We start from the raw sequence: 23,980 nt of genomic DNA, 5'->3' as shown, positions 1-23,980 counted from the left end.
GTGCCCGTTAGGGTTCAGCGCGTGACACCCCTCCCCACCCTCGCGACCGGCAAGGTCCGCGACCTCTACGCCGTGGGCGACGACCACCTGCTGATCGTCGCGTCCGACCGCATTTCCGCCTTCGAGCACGTGTTCCCCACCGTCGTCCCGGACAAGGGCCGGGTGCTCACCGCGATGAGCGTGTTCTGGTTCCGCGAGCTGGCCGACGTCCTCCCGAACCACTTCGTGGCCTGTGACGGCCCCCTGATCCCGGAGGCCTTCCGCGGCCGCGCGCTGCTGGTCGAGCGGCTCCGCATGCTGCCGGTGGAGGCCGTCGTCCGCGGCCACCTGGCCGGCCGCGGGTACGCGGAGTACCGCAGGTCCGGGTCGGTGTGCGGGATCGCGCTGCCGCCCGGGCTGGCCGAGTCGGACCGGCTGCCCGAGCCGATCTTCACGCCGTCCACCAAGGCACGACCCGGCGAGATCGACGAGCACCTCGACTTCGACACCTTCGCGGCCATCCTCGGCCGCCCGCTCGCGGAGCAGGTCCGCGAAGCGTCGCTGGAGCTCTACCGCCGGGGCGCCGCGCGCGCCGCCGAGCAGGGCCTGGTGCTGGCCGACACCAAGTTCGAGTTCGGCACCCGCGCGAACGGCGAACTCGTGCTCGCCGACGAGCTGCTGACCCCGGATTCGGCGCGCTACTGGCCGGCCGGCGGCCACCGGCCCGGCCGGCCGTCGTTCGACAAGCAGCACGTGCGCGACTGGCTGGTCGGCCCGTCATCGGGCTGGGACTGCGTGTCCGAGCTGCCCCCGCTGCCGCCCGACGTGGTGATCGCCACGCGCGACCGCTACCTCGAGGCGTACCACCGCGTCACGGGCCTTTCCCTGGCAGACTGGCCCCGTGATCCTGCTGATCTGCGGCAGCCTGCGGGCAGGCTCGGGCAACGCGGCGGTGCTGGGGACCGTCGCGACGCTCACCGCGAGCAAGACGTACCCCGGACTCGCCGACCTGCCGCACTTCAACCCGGATGACGACCGCGACCCGCTGCCCCCGGCCGTCGCCGAACTGCGGGAAGCGATCAAGGAAGCCGACGCGATCATGGTCTGCACGCCCGAGTACGCGGGCGGCCTGCCGGGCTCGTTCAAGAACCTCCTGGACTGGACGGTCGGCGGAGGCGAGATGTACGGCAAGCCGGTGGCGTGGATCAACGCGTCGTCGATAGCGGCGCCCACGGGCGGCCGCGACGCCCACGACTCGCTGCGCAAGGTGCTGACGTACGCGGGCGCCCGCATCGTCGAGGACGCCTGCGCCCGGATTCCGGTCTCCCGCGCGGACGTCGCCGACGGCCAGGTCGCCGACCCCGACCTGCGTGGCCGGATCGCGGTGGCGGTGCAGCGCCTGCGCGAGGGCGTTTGAGCGTCCGAGGAGCCCGTCCGGAGCCTTACGGCAACGGACGCTCGCCCGTTCTGCGCAGTTCACGGGAGCGTCAGACGGGTGCGTCCCAATGGTGGGGTGGACGCTCGCTTGCTGGTTTCGCTGTCGGGAATCACCCCGCGCACGCTGCACCGGTGCGCCGACCTCGCGGCCGAGCTCGACCGCCGCAAGGTCCCGTTGTCCGTGCTGTACGCCGCTCGCACCGGCGAAGGCCCCGTGACGGAGTGGGTGCGCACCCGCGCCCGCAGGGGAGATTCCGTGCTGCTGCACGGGTACGACCACACCGTCGCGCCTACGCACCGCACGGTGTACCTGGGCAAGAAGGCGGAGTTCGCGACGCTGCCGGCCCACGAAGCGAGGCTCCGGCTGATCGCCGCGAAGGCCGCGCTGGACAACGCCGGCCTCTCGGTCGACGGCTTTGCGCCGCCGCGCTGGATCGCTTCCCAGGGCACGCTGCAAGCCTTGGCTGAGCACGGCTTCCGCCTGTGCGCGGACCTCGGTGCGGTGCGCGACCTCGTGACGGGCGAGGTGCGCCGCGCGCGCGTGCAGGAGTTCACGAGCCAGTCGCACCGGACCGAGACGGTCCGCTGCTTCGCGCTCGTCCTCGCCGCCGCGCGCTCGGCTCGCCGGGGCGGGTTGGTCCGGCTGGGGGCGGAGGCCGCGGACCTCACCCGCCCCGGCCTCCGGCAGGCGTTGCTCGACGCGGTCGACGTCGCGCTGGAGAACCGGGCGTTCGGCGCGACCTACGGTTCGCTGCGCGCGGTCGCGGCCTGAGTCGTCGTTTCTCTCTGGAGTTGTCAATCATCGCCCCCTGCCGGGGGTTCGAGCCCGGGGCTGGATCAGTGCGCCGGGTTCGGGTCGAGGAGCACGTCGAGCCGTCCGAAGGCCGTGTCGACCGCCGGTGCGAGCGCGCCCGCGTCGGCGCCGGCGAGCCGGCTTCCGGCCTGGTAGCAGGCCACGGCGATCTGCGCCGCCAGTACCGCGACCTCCCGAGGCGCGCCTCTCTCCAGCAGGATCGCCTCGCCCAGCTCGGCGAACCGCTGCAGTTTCCGCGCGCTGCGGTCCTTGAGCTCCGTGTTCTGTTCCACGAGCCGCTGGTGCATTTCGTAGTGCCTGGCATCCGCCGTCGCCTCCGCGCACACGTCGAGCACCAGGCCGCGGACCTGGTCCAGAGCCTCCGGAAGGCTCTGGGGTGCCTCGCCCGGCAGCGCCCGCTGCCGCTCGGCCAGGTGGTCCAGTAACTCCTGCTCGTCCGAAAACACCACCTCCTGCTTGTCACCGAAGTACCGGAAGAACGTCGTGCGCCCCACCTCCGCGCGTTCGGCGATGTCCGTGACCGTGACATCGGTGAAGCCGCGCTCCGCGAACAGCTGGAAAGCCGCTTCCACGATCTGCTCGCGGGCCTGCTTCTGCTTCCGTTCCCGCAGCGAGGGGCGTTGTTTCATGAACACAGACTAGCGGAACCGGTATCGAGTCCGCTACGGTACTGAGTACCAATTCGAATCGGGTACCTGATCGAGTGAAGGGGCGAAGTCATGACCGAACCGGCGAAGACACTGCTCATGACCGGCGCCAGCCGGGGACTCGGCCGGGCCGCGGCGGAACGACTGCTGCGCGACCGGCCGGACCAGTTGCTGCTCGTCTTCGTGCGCGGCGAGGAGGCCGGCCGGCGGCTCACGCGTGAACTGGCCGCGAGCACGGGAAACCCGAACGTCGGCGCGGTGTCGTGCGACCTCGGCTCCCTGGCGGAGGTGCGTAAGGCGGCCGAAGACGTGCGGAAACTGCTCGACCGAGGGGAGATCCCGCCGCTGGCCGGCCTGCTGGCCAACGCGGGCGTGCAGATGGCGTCGGCCACGAAGGCGACGGCGGACGGGTTCGAGGCCACGTTCGGGATCAACGTCCTCGCGAACTACCTGCTGCTGCGCCTGCTCGCCGACCGGTTCGAGCCGGGCGCGCGCGTCGTGGTCACCGGCAGCGAGTCGCACTTCGGCGACTTCCGGCACAACCTCGGCCTCGTCCCGGCGCCGAACTGGACCGGCACGCGCAGTCTCGCCAAGCCGGGCACCGGTCCGGAGGCCGGAACGGTGACCGCGGGCCGCCGGGCGTATTCGACCAGCAAGCTCGGCGTGCAGTACCTGGTGCACGCGCTCGCGAAGCGGCTGCCCGGGATCGACTTCTACGCGTACACCCCGCGGCTGGTCCCGGGCACCGGCCTGGTCCGCGACGCGAGCGCGATCCAGCGCTTCGGGTTCCGGTGGCTGCTCCCGGCGTTGTGGGCGACACCCATCGCGTCGAGCCCGCAGACCGCGGGCGCCAAGCTGGCCGCGGCGATGACCGTACCCAGGCCGGCCGAATCCGGGGCGTACCTCGACCGCGGCGTGGTCGTGCCGTCGTCGAACGAGTCCTACGACGAGGAGCGGGAGGAGGAGCTGTGGCGTGGCGCGGCCGAGTTGTGCGGCGTGCCGGCGTAGTGACCGGCACGCCGCGAGGACTAGAACTTCGCGGGTTCGGCCCGGTCGAGCACCTTGACCTCGGTGCCTTCCGGCGCGAGGTTGCCGAACAGGCCGTAGTGCAGGGCCGGGTTGGCGAGCACGGCTTCGTGGATCGGCACCGCGACCCGCGGCGCCACGGCACGCAGGTAGTCGACCGCTTCGCCGGCCTTCAGCCACGGCGCGCCCGTCGGCAGGCCCAGCACGTCGACCTTCTGCTCGGGCACGAAGAACGAGTCGCCGGGGTGAAAGAACGCGCCGTCGTCGAAGACGTAGCCGATGTTCGGGATCACCGGGATGTCGGCGTGGATGACGGCGTGCTCGCCGCCGACGGCCTTGATCGAGGTGTCCCCGACGGCGAAGGCGTCGCCGACGTTCGCGACGTCGAACGGCAGGCCCAGCTTCTCGATCTCGGGCGCCGAGCCCGGGTCGACGATCAGCTTGGCGTCCGGGTTGGCCTCGAGGACCTTCGGCAGGCGGTCGACGTCCAGGTGGTCGAAGTGCTGGTGGGTGACCAGCACAGCGGACAGTTCGCGCTCACCCTCGAAGCCCGTGGAGAACGCGCCGGGATCGATCAGGATCCGCTCGGAGCCGGTCTCCAGCAACAGGCAGGCGTGTCCGAAATGGACGATACGCATCGATGCTTCTCCTTCGCACGTGGACGATTCCAGCCTAGTCCTGCTTCGTCAGGCGGGCCGCGTGCCGAGGAGCCGGTGCCGGACGCCGTCGAGGTCGGCGCGGCCGACGCCCGCCGCGAGCAGGTACCGCTCCGCGTCGAAGCCGTCGAGCGTGCTCAGGATGAGGGCTCGCGTCGTGGTTCCCCGCTCGGCGAGAAGCGCCTCGATGGCCGGTCCTTGGTCCGCGACACCCATCTTGGCGAACAGTGCCGGCAGCGCCCCGGCCGAGAGGTCGTAGTCCGCGGCGATCTCGCCGGGTTCGACGCCGGCCAGCGCCAGGAGCAGGAGCGTCACCAGGCCGGTCCGGTCGCGCCCGGCGCCGCAGTGGAACAGGATCCCGCCGGGGCCCGACCGCGCGATCGCCTGGATGACGGCCGCGCAGCGATCGGCTTTCCGTTCGAGGAAGAGCGGGTAGTAGAGCGGGGTGCCGTTCAGCCGTGCCTCGTTGATGCGGCGCCAGAACTCGAGGTCGTCGATGTCGTCGAGGGGCGCCTCCACGCGGTCGATGTCCGGCGGAGCCGGCGCTCCGGCCGTCGCGGGCGCGAACTGCGCCGAACCCGCCAGGGCTGTCCGGTCGTCCGCTGTCGGCCGGATCTCGTCGGGGTTGCGCAGGTCGATGACGGTGCGAACGCCGGCGCGGTGCGCGCGGGACCAGCCCGCGGCCGTCGCGAAGCGCAGGTCCGCCGCCCGGAAGAAGGCGCCGCGGCGGGTCGGCTGCCCCGATCGGGTCGGCAGCCCGCCGAGGTCCCGGGTGTTGAAGAAGCCTTCCCAGTCCACTGCCCGGCTCGTGTCCATCCGACGAGCATCGCCCATGCGTCAGAGTTTCCCGGTGAGCAACGCGTCGCCGAGCTCGGTCCGCCGGTACAGCACCCGGTGGCCGCGGCGTTCCGACGCCAGCAGGCCCGCCGCACGCAACGCCGTGAGGTGCGCGGAAACGGTCGCGGCGGCCAGGCCGTGGCGCCGGGCCAGCTCCGTGGTCGCCGCGGGCCGGTCGAGCGCGGCCAGCAGCAACGCCCGCGTCCGGCCGAGCACCTCGGCCAGCGGTTCGGGTGGCGCCGTGGCCGACGTCCACAGGGAGGCCACCCCGCGAGCCGGGTAGAGCAAGGAGATCTGCCACGGCGGGACCGTCACGACCCCGACGTTCGGCCAGGCGAACACGGCCGGGATCAGCAGCAGTCCGCGCGAGTCGATCTCCAGCCGTTCGCGCGCCCGAACGTCGATCAGGACGGACGTCCCGGAAAGCCGGACGCGCGGGTGGAGCTCCCCGAGCATCGAGACGATGCCGCCCGAACCCAGCTGCCGCGTCCGGAACGCGATGTCCGCGGCCAGCAGCTCGCGCAGGCGCGGCCACTCCGGCGCGAGCAGCGTGTGCCACACCGTCTCGAGCTGGTCGGCCAGCAGGTCGCGCGCGGCCGCCGGGTCTTCCGGCAAGAGCGAAAGGTCGGCGTCGACCATCCCGAGCTCGAGCGCGACCTGGTGCGGCGGTGTCGCGCGGACCGCGCGCAGCTGCGCTTCCGCCGTCGTCTCCGGGCTGGTGGGCGGCGGGCTGAGGAACTCGGTGATGTAGTGCCGCGCGCTCAAGACCGCGGTCAGCTCGGGCACGTCGAGGGCGGGCGCGCCGGTCGCCCACGGCAGGTTCACCGGGTGGCCGCGGACGCCGAGCAGCGTCTGGACGGCGCCGAGTACCTCCTCCAGCGGCGAAATCGCGAACCGGACGCGCTGGGCGCCGGCCGCGGTCAGAACCAGCTCGATCATCGCCGATTCGTCCTCACCCGAATCAGTGTGCCGCAGAATCGCGCCGCGCGAACGTGTGGACATGTCGTTGTTCACCCATCGCGCCTACTGGCGCTGGTCGGCGGGCGTCCAGTTCGCCCGGCTCCCGGCGACCATGGCCCCGCTCGCGTTCACCCTCCTGACCACGGCGACGACCGGCTCGTACCGGCTCGGCGGTGTGCTGATGTCGGTTTACGTCGCCGCCGAGATGGTTTGTGCGGTACCGGTCGGGCGGCTGCTCGACCGCGTCGGCCCGGCGCGTGGCTTGCCGGGGCTGCTGCTCCTGACGGCGGCCGGGTTCGTCGTCCTCGCGTTGGCCGCCGACGCGCCCCCGCCCGTCCTGGTCGCGCTCGTCCTGCTGCCCGGTATCGCGGGTGGGGCGCTGTCCGGCGGGTTCCGGACGTTGCTCGCGGACACCGTCGACGACGAGCTGCTGCCCCGCGCGATCTCGGTCGACGCGATGCTCCTCGAAGGCGTGCTGATCGGCGGCCCGGCGCTGGTCGCCGTGCTCGACGTGGCCGGCACGTTCGTTCCGCTGACCGCGATGGCCGCCGCATGCTTGGCCGCGGCGGTACTCGTCCCGCGTCGTACGAGTGCACACGAACGGGTGGAATCCGCGGAGGACGTCCCGCCGGCGCGGCTCGTCACCTACCTGCCGTGGCTGTGCTGCGCGTTCACCGTCGGGCTGCTGCTCTCGACGATCGAGGTCGCGCCGCTGCCGTTGGTCCAGCGCCTCGGCGCACCCGAGACGGCCGCGCCGGTCGTGATCACCGTGCTGAGCGGGGCGAGCATCGCGGGCAGCGCGCTCTACGCGTGGCGGGGGAAGACCGGTGACCCGCGGCTGTTCCTGGGCGGCTTCGTCGTCGGCGGGCTCGCCCTCGCGGGCGACTTCGGCTGGGCCGGCCTGCTCGTGTCGATCGCCCTGATCGGCGGGTGCACCGGGCCGCTGGTGGCCGCGACATCGGTCAACCTGCAGCGGCTGCTGCCGAAGAACCGCAGGTCAGCGGGGTTCTCGTTGTCCTTCACGGTCCAGGCGTGCGGGTTCGGGCTCGGTTCGCTGGCGGTCGGCGTGCTGCCGTTGTGGCTCGCGCCGTTGTTCGGTGTCTTTGCCGCGGCGATCGCCGGTGGAATGCTGGTGCGGAAGCCCGCACGAGCTATTGGCACACTGTCAGTAACGTCGTAACCTGGGCTGACCCGCGACCTCCAGGGAGACGCCGATGACTGCCGTCCAGCCGAAGCCGACGTCGGTCGGCGAGACCTTCGACTCGCTGAGCCCGGCGACCGACGAGGTGGTCGGAACCTACCCGATCCACACGACCGAAGACGTCAAGTCGGCAGTCGAGCGCGCCCGCGTCGCGGCGCAGTGGTGGGCGGACCTCGGCTTCGCCGGGCGCGCGGAGCGGCTCCGAAGCTGGAAGGGCGTGCTGACGCGCCGGCTGCCGCAGCTGTGCCAGGTCGTCCGCGACGAGACGGGCAAGCCCATCGCGGACGCGCAGCTCGAGAGCGTCCTCGCCATCGAGCACATCGCGTGGGCGGGCAAGCACGCGAAGAAGATCCTCGGGAAGCAGAAGCGGTCCGCGGGCCTGCTGATGTCGAACCAGGCGGCGACCGTCGAGTACCAGCCGCTGGGCGTGGTCGGCGTGATCGGGCCGTGGAACTACCCTGTGTTCACGCCGCTCGGCTCGATCGCGTACGCGCTGGCGGCGGGCAACGCCGTGGTCTTCAAGCCCAGCGAGTACACGCCGGGCGTCGGGAAGTGGCTGGTCGACGCGTTCGCCGAGGTCGTGCCGGAGCAGCCGGTGCTGCAGCTGATCACGGGCTTCGGCGAGACGGGCGCGGCGCTCGTCGGCGCCGGCGTCGACAAGATCGCCTTCACCGGCTCGACGGCCACCGGCAAGCGGATCATGGCCGCGGCGGCCGAGACGCTCACCCCGGTCGTCATCGAAGCGGGCGGCAAGGACCCGGTGCTGGTCGACGCGGACGCCGACCTCGACGCCGCCGCGGACGCGACGGTCTGGGGCGCGTTCTCCAACTCCGGCCAGACGTGCATCGGCGTCGAGCGCGTGTACGTCCACGAGAAGGTGCATGACGAGTTCGTCGCGAAGGTCGTCGAGAAGTCGAAGGACGTGCGCGCGGGTTCGGACGAGGCCGCGCAGTACGGCCCGGTGACGATGCCGTCGCAGCTGGGCGTGATCAAGCGCCACATCCAGGACGCGCTGGCCCGCGGCGGCAAGGCTGTCCTGGGCGGTGAGGAGTCGGTCGGTGACCGCTACGCCCAGCCGACGGTGCTGGTCGACGTCCCGGAGGACTCCGAAGCGGTCACCGAAGAGACGTTCGGCCCGACGGTGACGATCGCGAAGGTCAGCACCATGGACGAGGCGGTCGAGCTCGCGAACAACACGAAGTACGGCCTGGGGTCGACGGTCTTCTCGAAGTCCCGCGGCGTGGAGCTGGCGGAAAAGCTGCGCACGGGCATGACGGCGATCAACGCGCCGCTTTCGTTCGCGGGCATCGCGTCCCTGCCGTTCGGCGGCGTCGGCGACTCGGGCTTCGGCCGCATCCACGGCCCGGAGGGGCTCCGCGAATTCGCCCGGACGAAGGCGATCGCGCGGCAGCGCTTCACGGCGCCGCTGACGCTGACGTCGTTCAGCCGCAAGGAGTCGACGGACGCGCTGGTCGCCAAGCTGGTGACGATCCTGCACGGCAAGCGCTGAGCGGGCCGCGGCCCCCGGTATCCAGTTTAGTGCGGGGCACCGACAGTTCCGGGGCTGTGGAGGCGAGTTGTCCACAGCCCCGGGCCTGGCCTACCGGCCCCGGATCAGGTCGGCGGCCTTCTCCGCCACCATGATCGTCGGGGCGTTCGTGTTGCCTCGCGGTACCACCGGCATCACCGACGCGTCGACCACGCGCAGGCCCTCCACGCCCTGGACGCGCAGCTGGGGGTCGACCACCGAACCGATCGCGCACGTCCCGACCGGGTGGTAGAGCGTCTGCGTGTTCTCGCGGACGTGGTCGGCCAGCTCGGTGTCGCCCAGGTCGTGGCGCTCGGGCAGGAACGGCTTGTCGAGGAACCGCTTGAGCGGTCCCGACCTGCCGATCTCGATGAGTGCCTTCAGCCCGGCGATCATCGAGTCCATGTCCCGCGGATCCGCGTAGTACGCCGGGTCGATTTCCGGCTTCCACAACGGGTTTGCGGACTTCAGGCGCAGCCGGCCGCGGCTCGCGACGTCCACCACCGTCGCCGCCGACGTGAAGCCGGAGACGGTCGGCTCGCGCAACCCGTTGTCGTAGAACAACGACGGCACCACGTGGATCTGCATGTCGGGAGCCGGCAGGCCGTCCGTGGTCGGGAAGAACGCGCCCGCCTCGCCGAGGTTCGACGTCAGCGGCCCGCGCTTCGTCAGCTGGTAACGGACGAGGCCGCGCGGGGTCGCGGCGTCGACGAGGTCGGTCGTGCCGCGCGTCGACCAGATGATCCCGCACGCCGGGTGGTCGTGGAGGTTTTCGCCGACGCCCGGCAGTGCCGCGACGACGTCGATGCCGTGCTCACGCAGGTGCTCGGCCGGACCGACGCCGGAGACCATCAGCAGCTGCGGCGAGTTGACCGCTCCGCCGGACAGCACCACCTCGGCCGACGCGCGGGCGGTGCGCTCCACTCCGTTGTCCAAATAGGACACTCCAACCGCGCGTGTGCCCTCGAACACGATCCGGGTGGCGGGCGAACCCGTCTTCACCGTGAGGTTCGGCCGCTCGAGCGCCGGGCGCAGGTACGCGTCGGCGGTCGACCAGCGACGGCCCTTCTTGCAGGTGACCTGGTAGACGCCGGCGCCTTCCTGGCTCTCGCCGTTGAAGTCGTCGGTGCGCTTGAGGCCCCACGAGACGGCCGAGTCCACCCAGGCGTGCGACAGCTCGTGGGTGAAGCGGCGGTCCTCGACGTGCAGCGGGCCGTCGGTGCCGTGCAGGGGACCGTCGAGCCGCTGGTTGCCCTCGGCGCGCTTGAAGTACGGGAGGACGTCGTCCCAGCCCCAGCCCTCGGCGCCGTGCTGATCGCGCCAGCCGTCGTAGTCGGCGCGGTTGCCGCGGATGTAGATCATCGCGTTCATCGACGAGCAGCCGCCGAGCATCTTGCCGCGCGGCCAGTACGCGGATTTGCCCGTGTGCTTCTGCTCGACGGTCTCGTAGTTCCAGTCCCACTTGCTCTTGAACAGCGAGGCGAACGCGGCCGGGATGTGGATTTCGTCGGCGGTGTCCTCGCCGCCCGCTTCGAGCAGCAGGACCTGGGCGGACGGATCTTCGGTGAGCCGGTTCGCCAGCACGCACCCGGCGCTCCCGGCGCCGACGATCACGTAGTCGTAGGAGTCCACGGTGCCTCCACAGCTGTTGGCGCGATGTCAACGACTCATCATGGCGCAGGTCGGCGCGTGCGGCCAGTCTAGGTCCCCGCGGCCTCCCGAACTGGGTGAACTATGCTCGCGGGGTACCCACGACCTGCGTGAATAAGGAGCAGCCTGCCGTGGCCCGAGTCGTTGTCGACGTCATGCCGAAGCCCGAAATCCTCGACCCGCAGGGACAGGCCGCGCTCGGCGCCGCCGGCCGTCTCGGCTTCACCGGGATCAAGGAGATCCGCCAGGGCAAGCACTTCGAGATCGAGGTCGACGACACGGTCGACGACGCGACGCTCGAAAAGATCGCCGAGGGCTTCCTCGCGAACCCGGTCATCGAGCAGTGGACGATCAAGCGGGTGGACGCGTGAGCGCGCGCATCGGCGTCATCACCTTCCCAGGCACGCTGGACGACGGCGACGCGGCCCGCGCGGTGCGCTACGCCGACGCCGAGGCGGTCCCGCTGTGGCACGCGGACGAGAACCTCCACGACGTCGACGCGGTGGTCGTCCCGGGTGGCTTCTCCTACGGCGACTACCTGCGGGCGGGCGTGATCGCCCGCTTCGCGCCGGTGATGAACTCGGTGATCGAGGCGGCGCGCGGGGGCATGCCGGTGCTCGGCATCTGCAACGGGTTCCAGATCCTGTGCGAAGCGGGCCTGCTGCCCGGCGCGATGATCCGCAACCAGGGCCTGCACTTCATCTGCCGCGACCAGTGGCTGCGGGTCGAGAACAACGCGACGGCGTGGACCACGCGGTACGAGGCGGGCGCCGAGATCCTCATCCCGATGAAGAACATCGACGGCTGCTACGTGGCCGAGCAGTCCACTTTGGACGAGCTCGAGGCCGAGGGGCGCGTCGTGTTCCGGTACGTCGGCGGGAACCCGAACGGGTCGCGCAACGACATCGCCGGGATCCGGAGCGAGAACGGGCGGGTCGTCGGGCTGATGCCGCACCCGGAGCACGCGATCGACGCGCTGACCGGGCCGTCCGACGACGGGCTCGGCATGTTCTACAGCGCGGTGGACGCGCTGATCAAGGCCTGAGGACGGGCCGCGCCCCCCGGTTTCCAGTTTATCGAGGGGGGCCGACAGTTCCGGGGCTGCGGACTCGAGTTGTCCACAGCCCCGGGCGCCGTCAGCTCTTGCTCTGGTCGTTCGACAGCCACTTCTCCGGGTGGACGCGCACCAGAACCGAGCGTGACCCCAGTGCCGAGTCGACGTACGCCTTCGCCTGGTCCGCGGGCCAGTAGCGGCCCGCGATCCGCAAGGCCTGCTCCCGCGTCGGCGGCTCGTCGTTCGCCACCACCGGGCCCTCGACCGTCACGTACTTGTACGGCGGGTTCTCGTCCTGGACCGCCAGGCTCAGGCGCCCGGCCGCGGTGATCGCGCGGTCCTTCACCGTGTCGCGTTCCATCCAGATCAGCAGCTCGCCGCCCGGCTCGTAGTCGTACCAGATCGGCACCGCCAGCGGTGCCCGTCCCGCGCGCTCCACCGCCAGCACCCCGACGTGCACCCCGCTCAGGAACTCTTCGCGCTCCGCAGCGGTCATCACGAACGACGACATGTCACTCCCCAGGTAGTAGCTCGCCTACCTGGGGAGCAACCGCCGAAGCAGTCCGGACATTCCGGACTACGAAGCCGCCGCCACCAGACGTGCGTACGAGCCGCCCGCTTCCAACAGCGTCGCGTGCGGGCCCAGCTCCGTGATGCGGCCGCCCTCGACCACCGCGACCCGGTCGGCTGCCGCCGCCGTGTGCAGGCGGTGGGCGATCGCGATCACCGTGCGCCCGGAAAGCACGCTGTTCAGCGACTTCTCCAGGTCACGTGCCGAGCCCGTGTCGAGCAGTGACGTCGCCTCGTCCAGGACCAGCGTGTGCGGGTCGGCCAGGACGACGCGCGCCAGCGCCAGCTGCTGCGCGATCGCCGCCGGCACCGGGTGCTCGCCCGAACCCAGCTTCGTGTCCAGGCCGGAAGGCAGCGCCGCGACCCAGTCCGACGCGCCCGCCGAGGTCAGCGCCGCCAGCAGCTCGTCGTCCGTCCAGTCGCCGCCCGCGCGACGCGCCGGAAGCGCGAGGTTCTGCCGCAGCGTCCCGGAGAACACATGGTGCTCCTGGGTCAGCAGCAGGACCTCGCCGCGCAGGATGTCGTCGGCCAGCGCCGAGACGTCCTGGCCGCCGATGCGCACCGAACCCGACGTCGGGGCCGCGATGCCCGCCAGCAGCCGGCCGAGCGTCGACTTGCCCGCGCCGGACGGGCCGACGATCGCCAGCCGCTCGCCGCGGGGTACGCGCAGGTCGATGCCGTGCAGCACCTCGCGGTCGGCCGTGTACGCGAACCGGACGCCGTGGACGTCGATGTCGCGCCCGCGAGGCACCTCCGTCACCTTCGGCGACTCCTCGGCCGACGCCGAGTGGACGCCCAGGATCCGGCGCGCCGCGGCTGCCGCGACCTGCAGGTCCTCCAGCCAGAACAACGCCTCGTTCAGCGGCGCCGACATCGCCTGGACGTACAGCAGCATCGTGGTGATCTCGCCGAGCCCGGCCCAGCCGCGCGTGTACGCGAGCAGCCCGAGCGGCAGCATGACCGCCAGCGGCAGCACGTAGCTGATCTCCAGCGACGGCAGCCACCGCAGCTGCAGCGCCCGCATCCGCCGCTCGCCGAGCACGCTCTGGTCCAGCGCGTCGTGCGCCGCGCCGATCCGGCGGTCCGTCAGCCCGAGCGCCTCGATCGTGCGCGCGCCCTCCGCCGTCTCGTGGACGCTCGTCGTCAGGTCCGCCCAGCGGTCGAGCATCCACTGCATCACCGACGGGATGCGCCGCTGGTACCAGACGTTCACGCTGACCAGCAGCGGCAGCGCGACCAGCAGGCCCAGCGAGAGCAGCGGCGACGTCACCACCATCGCGACGACCGTGAAGACGACGGTCACCGCCGCGACCAGGATCTCCGGCGCCGCGAACCGCGCCGCGTGGTCGATCCGGCCGAGGTCGGTGGTGGCGCGGCTGAGCAGGTCGCCCGTGCCGGCCGCCTCGACCGTGCCGAGCGGCAGCTGCAACGCCGTCCCGACGAACTCCTCGCGCGTCTCGGCCAGCACGAGCTCGCCGAACATCGCGCCGCGCAGCCGCGCGACCTTCCGCGCCAGCGCCTGCAGCGCCAGGATCCCGACGAACACCGCCGCCAGCACGTCGACGCGGCCCGTCGTCGCGCCGGCCGCGACGTCGTCGACCAGCGTGCCGAGCAGCTGCGGCCCGGCCAGCCCGATCAGCGTCGCCACCGCGAGCGAGCCGATGAGCAGGCCGAACTCGCGTTTGTGGGTCGCCGCCGTCTTCAGCGCCCAGCGCCGGACGTCCCGCCGGGACGCCGTGGGGAGCCGTTTCATACCGTCACTGCCTTCGCCGTGAAAACCTCGTCTGCCACATGTGTCCACAAAGGACTCTGGCTGAACACCACCGTCGTCTTGCCGCGGCGCAGGGCCGCGACGCGCTCGGTGATGCGTGCCTCCGTGTGCGCGTCGACCGCCGACGTCGGCTCGTCCAGGACCAGGACGTCGGCGTCGGTAGCCAGGGCGCGGGCCAGGTTCAGCCGCTGCCGCTGGCCGCCGGACACCTCGCGGCCGCGCTCGCCGATCAGCTCGTCGACGCCGTTGGGCAACGCCTCGACGATGTCGTCGGCGTCGGCCGCGTACAGCGCTTCGGTGACGCTGACCTCGCCCGGCCGCGCCGGCGCCAGCTGCTCGCGCAGCACGCCGGAGAACCAGATGTCCTGGTTGTGCGCGTAGACGACCCGCCGCCGCAGCTCCGCGAGCGCCGCGTGGTCCGCCCGTACGCCGCCGACCAGCACCTCCTCGCCCTCGGCCGGGTCGGCGAAGCGCGCCAGCCGGTCTGCCACCGCTTCGCCGTCGGCGCCGAAGTCGACGACCGTCAGCCGTCCGGCCGCGACACGCACGCCGGACTCGGTGTCGACCAGCTCCAGCGGCCCCTCGGGCAGCCGGACGGGCGTCTCCGGGTCCGCCAGCTTCGGGCGGATCGCCAGCAGCGCCACCACCTTCCGCGACGCGACCAGGCCCGACGTGATCGAGCCGACGGCCTCCGTCGCGGCCGTGACCGGCCAGATCAGGAACGCCGAAACGCCGTAGAACGCCACCAACTGCCCGATGCCGATCTCGCCCGCGACGGCCAGCCGCGCGCCGAGCCAGGTGATCGCGACGGTGACCAGGCCGGGCAGCGCGATCTCCGCCGCGGCCAGCCACGCCTCGGCCCGGCCCACCTCGATGCCGGCCAGCCGCACCCGCTGGCTCGTCTCGCGGAAGCGGGCGAAGAACCGCCGCTCGCCGCCGATGCCGCGCAGGATCCGCAGGCCCGACACGATGTCCGCGCCGAGCGCGTTGACGTCTCCGCGCTTCTCGCGCTGCTTCGCTTTGCGGTTCTGCAGTGGCGCCAGCAGCGGCCCGATGCCCAGCACCGCGACCGGCACGCCGACCAGCGCGACCACGCCGAGCAGCGGCGACGTCGAGACCAGCCAGACCGCCACCACGACGAACGCCAGCAGCGAGCCGAACGCCCGGCCGGTCATCTCGACGGTGTTGCCGATGTGGTTGATGTCGGTCGTGCTGATCGCGACCAGGTTGCCGGTGGTCGTCTTCTCGCGCAGGCCGGCGCCGACGCGGGTGGTGTGCGCCGACACGGCGCGCTGCGTCGCGCCCGCGCCGTGCAGCCAAAGGCCGTAGTTGAGGAAGTGCAGCCAGGTCCCGGTGAGCGTCTGCACCACCCCGAGCAGGGCGGCGGCCAGCGCCCAGCGCCAGATCGCGGCGCCGTCGTGCGCGCTGACGGCGCCGACGCCCTGGCCGACGACCAGCGGCAGCAGCGCGCCCGGCAGCGCCCACACGACACCGAGCGCGGCGGCGCCCAGCACCATGCCGAGCCGGGCCCGGAACACGGCGAGCAGGAAGCGGCTCGCGCTCGGCCGCGCAGGCAGCCGCAGCGTGGGAAAGGGATATGTGGCGGAAAGCACGATTCCCGACGGTAAGCCGACGACCAGCGGAAGGCGACTGATTTTCCGGCGCCCCGGCGCTGTTCGCTCGGCGCCCGCGGCTCGTGGGTGGCGGCCCGGCACTGCTTGCCCCGCTCGGCACTCCCGGCTCATGCGTGGCGACCCGACGCGGCTTCGCCCGCTGGGCGCCCCGGCCTGGGTGTCGGCCTGGCACTGCTCGCCCGCTTGGCGCCCCGGCTCGTGGGTGGTGGCCCGGCGCCGCTTGCTCCGCTCGGCACTCCCGGCTCGTGCGTGGCGACCCGACGCGGCTTCGCCCGCTTGGCGCCCCGGCCTGGGTGGCGGCTTGGCAATGCTCGCCCGCTCGGCCCCCCGGCCCGTGGGGGGACCCCCGGTTTCGACGTTACTCGCGGGCACCGACATTTCCGGGCGCGCGGGCTCGGCTTGTCCACAGGGCACGCGGCCGGTGTCGCCCCGCTCACACCCGCTCGGCGGCCGTCCGATTTCGGCGGCCCACCGTCCGGGGCGCCCGGGCCCGGCACGTATCCTGGCGGCCGTGGCGAACCCTGACACGGACACCGTGACCAGCACCGTTGACACCACCGAGCGCGCCGGGGCGACCCCGGACCAGACCCAGCCGTACCGCGAGCTCGGGCTCGCCGACGACGAGTACGCCCGCATCCGCGAGATCCTCGGCCGCCGGCCCACCGACGCCGAGCTGGCCATGTACTCGGTGATGTGGAGCGAGCACTGCTCCTACAAGTCGTCGAAGAAGCACTTGCGGTACTTCGGGGAGACCGCCACCGACGAGATGAAGGCCAAGATGCTGGCCGGCATCGGGGAGAACGCGGGCGTCGTCGACATCGGCGAGGGCTGGGCGGTCACCTTCAAGGTGGAGAGCCACAACCACCCGTCCTATGTGGAGCCGTACCAGGGCGCCGCGACCGGCGTCGGTGGCATCGTCCGCGACATCATGGCCATGGGCGCGCGCCCGCTGGCGGTGTCCGACGCGCTGCGCTTCGGCCCGGCCGACGCCCCCGACACCAAGCGCGTGCTGCCCGGGGTCGTCGCCGGGGTCGGTGGCTACGGCAACTGCCTCGGCCTGCCGAACGTCGGCGGCGAACTCGTCTTCGACCCGTCCTACTCCGGCAACCCGCTGGTGAACGCGCTGTGCGTCGGCGCGATGCGCGTCGAGGACCTGCACCTGGCGTTCGCGTCCGGCACCGGCAACAAGATCATCCTGTTCGGCGCCCGCACCGGCCTCGACGGCATCGGCGGCGTTTCCGTCCTCGCGAGTGACACCTTTTCGGGTGACGAGTCGGCGTCCGGCCGCAAGAAGCTGCCGAGCGTCCAGGTCGGCGACCCGTTCACCGAGAAGGTGCTCATCGAGTGCTGCCTCGAGCTGTTCGCGCAGAAGCTGGTCGTCGGCATCCAGGACCTCGGCGGCGCCGGGCTGTCCTGCGCGACGTCCGAGCTCGCGGCGGCCGGCGACGGCGGCATGCACGTCTACCTCGACCGCGTTCCGTTGCGCGCCACGGGAATGACGCCCGCTGAGGTGCTTTCCAGCGAGTCGCAGGAGCGCATGTGCGCGGTCGTCTCGCCGGAGAACGTCGAGGCGTTCATGGCGGTCTGCCGCAAGTGGGACGTCATCGCGACCGACATCGGCGAGGTCACCGACGGCGAGCACCTCGTGATCACCTGGCACGACGAGGTCGTCGTCGACGTCCCGGCGCACACGGTCGCCCACCAGGGCCCGGTGTACGACCGGCCGATCGAGCGTCCGTCCACTCAGGACGCCCTGATCGCCGACACCTCCGCCAAGCTGCCGCGTCCGTCCACTCCGGACGAACTGCGCGCGGACGTGCTCAAGCTGATCGCGTCGCCCAACCAGGCGTCGAAGGAATGGGTGACGTCGCAGTACGACCGGTACGTGCGCGGCAATTCCGTGCTTTCGCAGCCGTCCGACTCGGGCATGATCCGGATCGACGAGTCGACCGGCCGCGGCGTCTCGGTCGCGACGGACTGCAACAGCAAGTTCGTCTACCTGGACCCGTACCGCGGCGCGCAGCTGGCGCTGGCGGAGGCGTACCGCAACGTGGCGACGGGCGGCGCGACGCCGGTCGCGGTGTCGGACTGCCTGAACTTCGGCGCGCCGACCGACCCGGGCGTGATGTGGCAGTTCGAGCAGGCGGTGCACGGCCTCGCGGACGGCTGCGTCGAGCTGGGCATCCCGGTGACGGGCGGCAACGTGAGCTTCTTCAACCAGACGGGCTCGACGGCGATCCTGCCGACGCCGGTGATCGGCGTCCTCGGCGTGATCGACGACGTCACCCGCCGCATCCCGACGGGCATCGGCGCCGAGGCGGGCGAAACCCTGCTGCTGCTCGGTGAAACGCACGACGAGCTGGACGGCTCGGCGTGGGCCCGGGAGGTCCACGGCCACCTCGGCGGCGTGCCCCCGCGCGTGGACCTGGCGCGGGAGAAGCTGCTGGGCGAGATCCTGGTGGCGGGTTCCCGCGACGGCATGATCTCGGCGGCGCACGACCTGTCGGACGGCGGCCTGATCCAGACCCTGGTCGAGACCGTCCTCATCGGACAGTGCGGCGCCCGCGTGTTCCTCGACGCGGACCAGGACCCGTTCGTCCAGCTGTTCTCCGAGTCGGCGGGCCGCGTGCTGGTGGCGGTCCCGCGCACGGAGGAGCTGCGCTTCACCGAGATGTGCACGGCGCGCGGGCTGCCGTGGCGCAAGACCGGCGTGGTGGACCCGGAGTCGGGCACGCTGGAGCTGCAGGGCATCACGGAGTTCACGCTGGACGAGCTGCGCACCGCTTGGGAGAGAACGCTTCCGGCCCTGTTCGGCTGACGCGGAGGCCGATCTGTCCACAGCCCGGCCGGGTTGTGGACAGATCGCCGGTGGCGGCGTCGTGCGCTAGCCGACCTCGGCGACGATCCGGGACTCGCCGTCGCGGAGTTCTTCGAGGCGCCAGCCACCCGGCAGCTGAACGTCCTTTTCGGACCGGACGCGGGTGTCGTACAGCGAGACCGACGCCGGGAGCGACGTGAACCGCAGGTCGGTCTGTCCTTCGAACCGGGTGCGCCGCAGGTCCAGGGAGTCCGTCGCGTGCGCCCCGGTGAACTCGGCGTCGCCGGCGAACACGGCGTCCTTGAACGTCGTCGGGCCGCCGAACTCGGTGTTCTTGAAGTCGGCGTTTTCGGCGAAGCGGGTACCGCTGAACCAGGCTCGATCCGCGAAAACCGTTTCCCGGCAACGGAAGTAGCCCAGCAGCCGGCCGGGACCGGCGCCCGCGCCGGTGAAGAACGCCTTGCCGACCACGCGGCACCGGTTGAAGTGCGTGCTGCTGTGCAGCGACGCGTAGCGCAGCAGGATGTTGCCGATCTTGCGGTCGTTCAGGTCGAGGTACTCCAGCACCGCACCGGTCAGGTCCAGGTCGTAGACGGGCGCTGCGTCGTCGCTCGCGGCCGGGAGGAGGACCTTGACCAGCCGCTGCGCGGTGAGCCGGACGGTGAGCTCCCGCTCCTGGTCCGGCTCGCCGACGTCGTTCTCCTTCTGCGTCCGCTCGACGCCCTCCTGGTAACGGGGGTGGTCGAACGGCCGCCGCAGGTAGGAGCACAGCACGTCCAGGACCGTCTGCGTGTACTCCGGCCGGCTCCGGGCCAGCCCGGCCAGCGCGTGCAGCGCCCCGACGCGCACCTGGTCGGCGTCGTGGCCGAGCAGCTCCACGGCCTTCGCGAACCGCTCGTCGGCCACCCGCTCGCGGTCCTGCTCCGCACGCTGCGCTTCGAGCTCGTGCCGACGGCGTTCGATGTCCTGACGCTGTTCCTCGACGCGGCGGCGCCGGTCGTTCAGCCACAGCGCGTACAGCGCCACGATCGCGCCGCCGGCCAGGCCGCCGGTCTTCAGCGCGTCACTGCGGCTGGTGGCGGGGTCGGTCAGCAGCCAGCCGCCGACCCCCACCAGCAGCACCACCGCGGCGAGGAACGTCCACGCCAGCGGTGATCGCCACGGCTTCACCGGCTCAGGAAACGAGCATGGTGCTGATGCAGAAGCCCTTGTCGTCGAAGTTCGTCGCGCTCAGCGTGCCCTTGACGTTCTTGCCCGCGGACGTGCCGGTGACCTGGCCCTCGACCAGGAACTGGTCGTCCGGCACCTCGCCGAGCGTCAGCTGCAGCGGCGGCTTGAGGAACGTCTTGAGCCACGAGTCGAGCAGCTGCTTCGAGTCCGAGCAGCCCAGCGCCAGGGCGCCCGCGTTGTCGCCCGCGTTCAGCTTGTCGATGAAGCCCTGCAGCACGCCCTTGGCGTCCGCGTTGCCCGAGCCGCTCGGCGAAGACGGCTTCGTCGTCGGCGTGGTCTTCTTCGGAGTCGTCTTCGGCGCCGTCGGATTGGCCGACGTGCTCGGTGGGGCGGCGGCGGTGTTTTCCTCCTTCGACAGGAAGAAGCCCGGCGCGACGAAGCCGGTGACGCCCAGGACCGCAAGCACGACCACGACGGTCGCGCCGATCGCGATCCACATCCCGGTCTTGCTCTTCTTCGGCGGCGCCGGCGGCCCGCCGAAGCCCTGGCCGTAGCCCTGCGCCGGCTCCCAGCCCGACATCTGGCCGCCCTGGTTCGGGTCCCAGGCCTGCTGGCCGTACTGCTGCGCGTTCGGGTCGGCCCAGGCCGACTGCTGCTGGGCGTTCGGGTCCCACGCCTGCTGCTGCTGGGCGTTCGGGTCACCCCACTGCGGCTGCGGGCTCGCCGGGAAGCCGCCCGACGCCGGCGGGTACCCCTGCTGGCTCGGGTCCCAGCCCTGCGGGTACTGCTGCGTCGGGTACGGCTGTTGCTGCTGGTTGGGGTCCCACCCACCCTGCTGCGGGTACGGCTGCTGCGGGAAGCCGCCGGACCCCGGCTGCTGCTGGCCGTACGGGTCGGGTTGGCCGGGCTGGCCCGGCTGAGGCGGGTACGTCATCTTTCCATGCCTTCCGGGCGCTGGGTGTTCGTGCGCTTCCGACGTCCGCAAGGCCCCACTGGTTCCCCCAGGACGTGGTGAGCAGCATTCTGCAAGCTCGGACGGTACGGCATGAAACCGGCTCCCGGGCCGGGCGACGCGAAGTCGTCACGATCCGGGAGCCGGAAGGGGTGCGGGTCAGCCGACGGCGAGGGCCTGGAGCCGGTCGTAGGCACCGTTGAAGGTGTCCTGGTCGAGCGGGCTCGAGGTGTACTGCCAGACGGTGTAGTAGCCCCAGTTGTAGGGCAGGGTGCCCACCGACGAGGCGTACCGCGCGACCCACAACGGGGCCGTGCTGGAGAAGTCACCGCTCACGCAGCTGCTCCACCAGCTCGTCGACGTGTAGATCACCGGGTACCGGCCCGTGAGGGCGTGGTAGGTGTCGTGGAAGTCGAGGATCCACGACGTCATCCCGGCCTTGCTCAGCCCGTAGCAGGTCGCGCCGTACGGGTTGTACTCCATGTCCAGTGCCCCGGGCAGCGTCTTGCCGTCCTTCGACCAGCCACCGCCGTGGGCGACGAAGTACTGGGCCTGCGCCGCGCCGCTCGCGGTGTTCGGGGTCGCGAAGTGGTAGGCACCGCGGATGAAGCCCTGGTTGTAGGAGCCGTTGTACTGCTGCGCGAAGTACGGGTTCGTGTAGCTGGTGCTCTCCGTGGCCTTGGTCCAGACGAACCGCTTGCCCTGGTTCCACCAGTTCGCCCAATCGACGTTGCCCTGGTAGCTGGCGACGTCCATGCCGGCCACAGTGGCCAGCACCTGGCCGGGAACGGCCTGGCCGGGCTGCGGCTGCTGCGCCGCTTTCTGCGTGTCCGGTGTCGACTTGTCGCCTTCGACGCGCCGGATCTGCGACCCCAGTTCGTGGTTGTGCACGGCGATGTCCGCGTTGATCGCGGACACGGGGTCGGCCTCGGGGGAGAAGGTCGCCGCCTGGGCCGTGCTGCCGAGCAGGAGCAGCGTGGCCGGGACGACCAGGGCGGCGAACAGCCGCCCTCTTCGGGAAGTGGACATCGTTGAATCCCTTCACAGATACCCTCGCTGAGGGCGGCTTACTGCAGGTAGCCGCCCGTGCACGATTGTTGAGGACAAGGTGGCGTTTGTCACTCAATTCCGTGAAATTGGGTATACGCGTGGGTGATTTTCCCGGGGAGTTGATCGTCAATTGGTGACCGGTTAACACCTATTACTCGTCGGGTGCTGGGCCGTTCAGCCCAGCGCGAGCGCGCGCAGCCGGTCCGCCGAGCCGTTGAACCAGTTCTGGTCGCCGGGCAGCGATCCGCTGTCGGCGAACTGCCAGATCGTGTGCACGCCCCAGCCGGCCGGGAGCTCCCCGATGGTGGTGTTGTAGCGGGCGATCCACAGCGGATTGTCGCCGAAACCGCCGTTGTTCGCGGTGCACCGCTTCCACCAGCTCGTCGACGTGTAGATCGTCGGGTAGCGGCCGGTCGCGCCGCGGTAGGTGTCGGAGAAGTCGTGGATCCAGGCGACCATGCCGGCGGCGTCCTTGCCGTAGCAGGTTTCGCCGTACGGGTTGTACTCCGCGTCGAGCGCGCCCGGCAGGGTCCGGCCGTCGGCCGACCAGCCGCCGCCGTGGGCGAGGAAGTAGCGGGCCTGCGACGCGCCGTCGGAGACGTCCGGCCGGGCGAAGTGGTAGGCGCCGCGGATCAGGCCGGCGTCGTAGGACCCGTTGTACTGCTGGGCGAACTGCGGGTTGACGAACCCGGTGCCCTCGGTCGCCTTCACGTAGACGAACTTCGCGCCCGTCCGCGCCGCGCCCGGCCAGTCGACCGGGCCCTGGTGGCCGCTGACGTCGTGGCCGAGCTGCTGGTCGTCGGGCCCGTACAGCACGTTGGGCACCGCGTCGACGCCTTCGATCTTGGCGATCTGTGAACCCGCGTAGTGCTCTTCGGCGCCCGCGTAGACGTCGTCAGCCGTCGCGGGCGCCTGCCCGGCTCCGAGCAGGACGACGGCCAGGACAGCGGGCAGCAGCGAACGACGTCTCACCCTCTTGCTCCCCACCGGTCACGTGAGTTTCCTTCAGCCTCACGATGCACCGGCGTCGCCGATCCGGCGAATCGGTGCTCACTCGATGGGGTTAAAGCCGCAGGTCAGCGCTGCTCGTCCGCGAGCGCCTTCAGCAGGTGCTCGGCCGGGACGACCGCCGTGATCAGGTCGTGCGGGTTGATCGCGACGGGGTGCCCGCCGAGCAGGCCGACGATGTCGCGGCCGACCACGGCCCGCGCGTGCGGCCACTCGCGCGGCACCAGCGCCTTGCGGGTGTAGGCCGGCACCATGACGCGGCCGTCGGTGTTGTGGAACCCGATCACCGTGCGCTGCACCGGCGACATCGCGTACACGAACAACGTCGAGTCGAGGACGATCTTCGGCAGGTCCGACGGCGGGCGGTGCTCGGTCCGCACGAGCTGCAGCAGCTGCTCGAGGTCGTTCGTCGGCTCCGGGAAGCCGAGCGCCTTGGGCGAGGGCCGGTAGCGGTCGTTGGGGTGGAAGTCCGCGACCACGTCGCCCGCGCCGTTCACCGGGTAGGCGCCGACGACCGCCCACGACGGCACCGGGCCGTTCGGGTCGAAGGCCTCGTCGATGACGTAGAGCCAGCTGTTCGGGTTGGCGCGGGCGTTCGTGCGCATCTCCGCGGTGATCTCGGGTGTGCCGTGCTTGCCCGAGCGGCGGGCCTGCTGGCCGCCGCGCCGCGCGGCGCGGTTGTGCTTGCTGTGCTTGCCGGGGCGATCGGGTCCGCTTCCGGTGGGCTGCTGGGAAACCATCCGATCTGCCTCGTCCCGCTGCGCCATCGTCATCCCCACGTTCTCGGGTGTGCCTGAAAAGTCTTGGTGCGCCACTCTACTGTTTGCCCATGGCCTCTTCGCGTTCGGTCGACCCCGGACAGTTACGTGCGGCGGTGCTGGCGATTTCCCCTTGGCTGCAGGGCGATGCGCCCGACCCGGCGCGGCCGGACCTGGCCGCGGCCGTCCGGCTCAGCCTGCGCGCGCTCGCCGCGGACGCGCCGGGCCGCACGGTCGAGGTGCGCGTCCCGCCGTTCGCGGCGGTGCAGTGCGTCGAGGGGCCGCGGCACACGCGCGGCACCCCGCCGAACGTGATCGAGACCGACCCGCGCACGTGGCTCGAACTCGCCACGGGCCGGCTGGACTGGACCACGGCCGTGGCGGACGGCCGGGTGTCCGCATCGGGCACCCGGGCCGACCTTTCCCACTGGCTCCCCCTCGTCCGCCTCTGACGGACGGG

General features: G+C 71.6%; 23 protein-coding genes. 10 read left to right on the top strand and 13 right to left on the bottom strand.

Translation table 11 applies throughout. The features are described 5' to 3' along the window. Positions 1 to 21: 21 nt before the first annotated feature. The 3 genes from ACWEN0_RS07220 to ACWEN0_RS07210 all read left to right on the top strand — a co-directional run bounded on the left by ACWEN0_RS07220 (position 22) and on the right by ACWEN0_RS07210 (position 2,188). Positions 22 to 1,011, top strand: coding sequence for a phosphoribosylaminoimidazolesuccinocarboxamide synthase (locus ACWEN0_RS07220; protein WP_451969694.1), 990 nt, complete (start codon positions 22 to 24; stop codon positions 1,009 to 1,011). After that, a complete protein-coding gene (locus ACWEN0_RS07215; RefSeq protein WP_451969693.1) occupies positions 932 to 1,396 on the top strand; it encodes an NADPH-dependent FMN reductase in 465 nt (154 codons plus the stop codon). The genes ACWEN0_RS07220 and ACWEN0_RS07215 overlap by 80 nt, the downstream gene beginning before the upstream one ends. 96 nt (positions 1,397 to 1,492) lie before the next feature. Then, a complete protein-coding gene (locus tag ACWEN0_RS07210; RefSeq protein ID WP_451969691.1) occupies positions 1,493 to 2,188 on the top strand; it encodes a DUF2334 domain-containing protein in 696 nt (231 codons plus the stop codon). A 65-nt stretch (positions 2,189 to 2,253) separates the two neighbouring features. Here the strand turns inward: ACWEN0_RS07210 and ACWEN0_RS07205 are convergent, their stop codons facing one another. Beyond that, positions 2,254 to 2,859, bottom strand: a complete 606-nt coding sequence (locus ACWEN0_RS07205; protein ID WP_451969690.1) for a TetR/AcrR family transcriptional regulator — start codon at positions 2,857 to 2,859, stop codon at positions 2,254 to 2,256. Between the two features lie 90 nt (positions 2,860 to 2,949). On the opposite strand from ACWEN0_RS07205, the gene ACWEN0_RS07200 reads away from it, so the two are divergent. Beyond that, positions 2,950 to 3,885, top strand: a complete 936-nt coding sequence (locus ACWEN0_RS07200) for an SDR family NAD(P)-dependent oxidoreductase (RefSeq protein ID WP_451969688.1) — start codon at positions 2,950 to 2,952, stop codon at positions 3,883 to 3,885. 20 nt (positions 3,886 to 3,905) lie between these two features. Here ACWEN0_RS07200 and ACWEN0_RS07195 read toward each other — a convergent pair whose 3' ends face one another. Genes ACWEN0_RS07195 through ACWEN0_RS07185 form a run of 3 tightly spaced genes read right to left on the bottom strand, consistent with a single transcriptional unit; the run spans position 3,906 to position 6,335 of the window. Beyond that, on the bottom strand, positions 3,906 to 4,541 hold the full coding sequence (locus tag ACWEN0_RS07195) for an MBL fold metallo-hydrolase (RefSeq protein WP_451969686.1): 636 nt from the start codon (positions 4,539 to 4,541) through the stop codon (positions 3,906 to 3,908). Between the two features lie 48 nt (positions 4,542 to 4,589). After that, complete coding sequence (locus ACWEN0_RS07190) at positions 4,590 to 5,375, bottom strand: tyrosine-protein phosphatase (protein WP_451969684.1); 786 nt, start codon at positions 5,373 to 5,375, stop codon at positions 4,590 to 4,592. 21 nt (positions 5,376 to 5,396) lie between these two features. Beyond that, on the bottom strand, positions 5,397 to 6,335 hold the full coding sequence (locus ACWEN0_RS07185) for a DUF5937 family protein (protein ID WP_451969682.1): 939 nt from the start codon (positions 6,333 to 6,335) through the stop codon (positions 5,397 to 5,399). Between the two features lie 61 nt (positions 6,336 to 6,396). Between ACWEN0_RS07185 and ACWEN0_RS07180 the strand changes: the two genes are divergently transcribed. After that, positions 6,397 to 7,536, top strand: a complete 1,140-nt coding sequence (locus tag ACWEN0_RS07180) for an MFS transporter (protein WP_451969680.1) — start codon at positions 6,397 to 6,399, stop codon at positions 7,534 to 7,536. 34 nt (positions 7,537 to 7,570) lie between these two features. After that, positions 7,571 to 9,067: an aldehyde dehydrogenase family protein gene (locus ACWEN0_RS07175; protein WP_451969679.1), complete on the top strand. Its 1,497-nt coding sequence runs from the start codon at positions 7,571 to 7,573 to the stop codon at positions 9,065 to 9,067. Positions 9,068 to 9,157: 90 nt separating this feature from the next. On the opposite strand, the gene ACWEN0_RS07170 is transcribed toward ACWEN0_RS07175, so the two are convergent. Next, positions 9,158 to 10,717, bottom strand: coding sequence for a GMC family oxidoreductase (locus ACWEN0_RS07170; RefSeq protein WP_451969677.1), 1,560 nt, complete (start codon positions 10,715 to 10,717; stop codon positions 9,158 to 9,160). Between the two features lie 149 nt (positions 10,718 to 10,866). Here ACWEN0_RS07170 and purS point away from each other — a divergent pair, with 149 nt between their 5' ends. Then, on the top strand, positions 10,867 to 11,106 hold the full coding sequence (purS, locus tag ACWEN0_RS07165; RefSeq protein WP_125308766.1) for a phosphoribosylformylglycinamidine synthase subunit PurS: 240 nt from the start codon (positions 10,867 to 10,869) through the stop codon (positions 11,104 to 11,106). Next, positions 11,103 to 11,780 (top strand): phosphoribosylformylglycinamidine synthase subunit PurQ, encoded by a 678-nt coding sequence (gene purQ, locus ACWEN0_RS07160; RefSeq protein WP_451969675.1) that lies wholly within the window; start codon positions 11,103 to 11,105, stop codon positions 11,778 to 11,780. Before purS ends, purQ begins: the two co-directional genes overlap by 4 nt. Before the next feature lie 91 nt (positions 11,781 to 11,871). Here purQ and ACWEN0_RS07155 read toward each other — a convergent pair whose 3' ends face one another. From ACWEN0_RS07155 to ACWEN0_RS07145, 3 genes are all read right to left on the bottom strand, one after another. Beyond that, positions 11,872 to 12,300, bottom strand: coding sequence for a pyridoxamine 5'-phosphate oxidase (locus ACWEN0_RS07155; RefSeq protein WP_451969674.1), 429 nt, complete (start codon positions 12,298 to 12,300; stop codon positions 11,872 to 11,874). A 66-nt stretch (positions 12,301 to 12,366) separates the two neighbouring features. Continuing rightward, complete coding sequence (locus ACWEN0_RS07150; protein ID WP_451969673.1) at positions 12,367 to 14,112, bottom strand: ABC transporter ATP-binding protein; 1,746 nt, start codon at positions 14,110 to 14,112, stop codon at positions 12,367 to 12,369. Next, positions 14,109 to 15,743, bottom strand: a complete 1,635-nt coding sequence (locus ACWEN0_RS07145) for an ABC transporter ATP-binding protein (RefSeq protein WP_451969671.1) — start codon at positions 15,741 to 15,743, stop codon at positions 14,109 to 14,111. Before ACWEN0_RS07145 ends, ACWEN0_RS07150 begins: the two co-directional genes overlap by 4 nt. Positions 15,744 to 16,275: 532 nt before the next feature. Between ACWEN0_RS07145 and purL the strand changes: the two genes are divergently transcribed. After that, a complete protein-coding gene (gene purL / locus ACWEN0_RS07140) occupies positions 16,276 to 18,582 on the top strand; it encodes a phosphoribosylformylglycinamidine synthase subunit PurL (protein WP_451969669.1) in 2,307 nt (768 codons plus the stop codon). 66 nt (positions 18,583 to 18,648) lie between these two features. On the opposite strand, the gene ACWEN0_RS07135 is transcribed toward purL, so the two are convergent. The 5 genes from ACWEN0_RS07135 to ACWEN0_RS07115 all read right to left on the bottom strand — a co-directional run bounded on the left by ACWEN0_RS07135 (position 18,649) and on the right by ACWEN0_RS07115 (position 23,535). Then, on the bottom strand, positions 18,649 to 19,752 hold the full coding sequence (locus tag ACWEN0_RS07135; protein WP_451969668.1) for a pentapeptide repeat-containing protein: 1,104 nt from the start codon (positions 19,750 to 19,752) through the stop codon (positions 18,649 to 18,651). A 4-nt stretch (positions 19,753 to 19,756) separates the two neighbouring features. Beyond that, positions 19,757 to 20,686: a hypothetical protein gene (locus ACWEN0_RS07130; RefSeq protein ID WP_451969666.1), complete on the bottom strand. Its 930-nt coding sequence runs from the start codon at positions 20,684 to 20,686 to the stop codon at positions 19,757 to 19,759. Between the two features lie 177 nt (positions 20,687 to 20,863). Next, entirely contained in the window at positions 20,864 to 21,733 is an 870-nt protein-coding gene (locus ACWEN0_RS07125) for a lysozyme (protein WP_451969665.1), read from the bottom strand. Positions 21,734 to 21,928: 195 nt separating this feature from the next. After that, complete coding sequence (locus ACWEN0_RS07120) at positions 21,929 to 22,726, bottom strand: lysozyme (protein ID WP_451969664.1); 798 nt, start codon at positions 22,724 to 22,726, stop codon at positions 21,929 to 21,931. A gap of 104 nt (positions 22,727 to 22,830) precedes the next feature. Then, the gene (locus ACWEN0_RS07115; RefSeq protein ID WP_451969662.1) at positions 22,831 to 23,535 is read right to left on the bottom strand and encodes a type VII secretion system-associated protein; all 705 of its coding nucleotides are present in this window, start codon (positions 23,533 to 23,535) and stop codon (positions 22,831 to 22,833) included. 56 nt (positions 23,536 to 23,591) lie between these two features. On the opposite strand from ACWEN0_RS07115, the gene ACWEN0_RS07110 reads away from it, so the two are divergent. Further along, positions 23,592 to 23,972 (top strand): sterol carrier family protein, encoded by a 381-nt coding sequence (locus tag ACWEN0_RS07110; protein WP_451969660.1) that lies wholly within the window; start codon positions 23,592 to 23,594, stop codon positions 23,970 to 23,972. The last annotated feature ends 8 nt before the right edge of the window (positions 23,973 to 23,980 follow it).

This window comes from Amycolatopsis sp. NPDC004378 (genome assembly GCF_053602455.1).
Note: the sequence above shows the minus strand (reverse complement) of the source record. Positions and strands in the feature narration are given on the sequence as shown.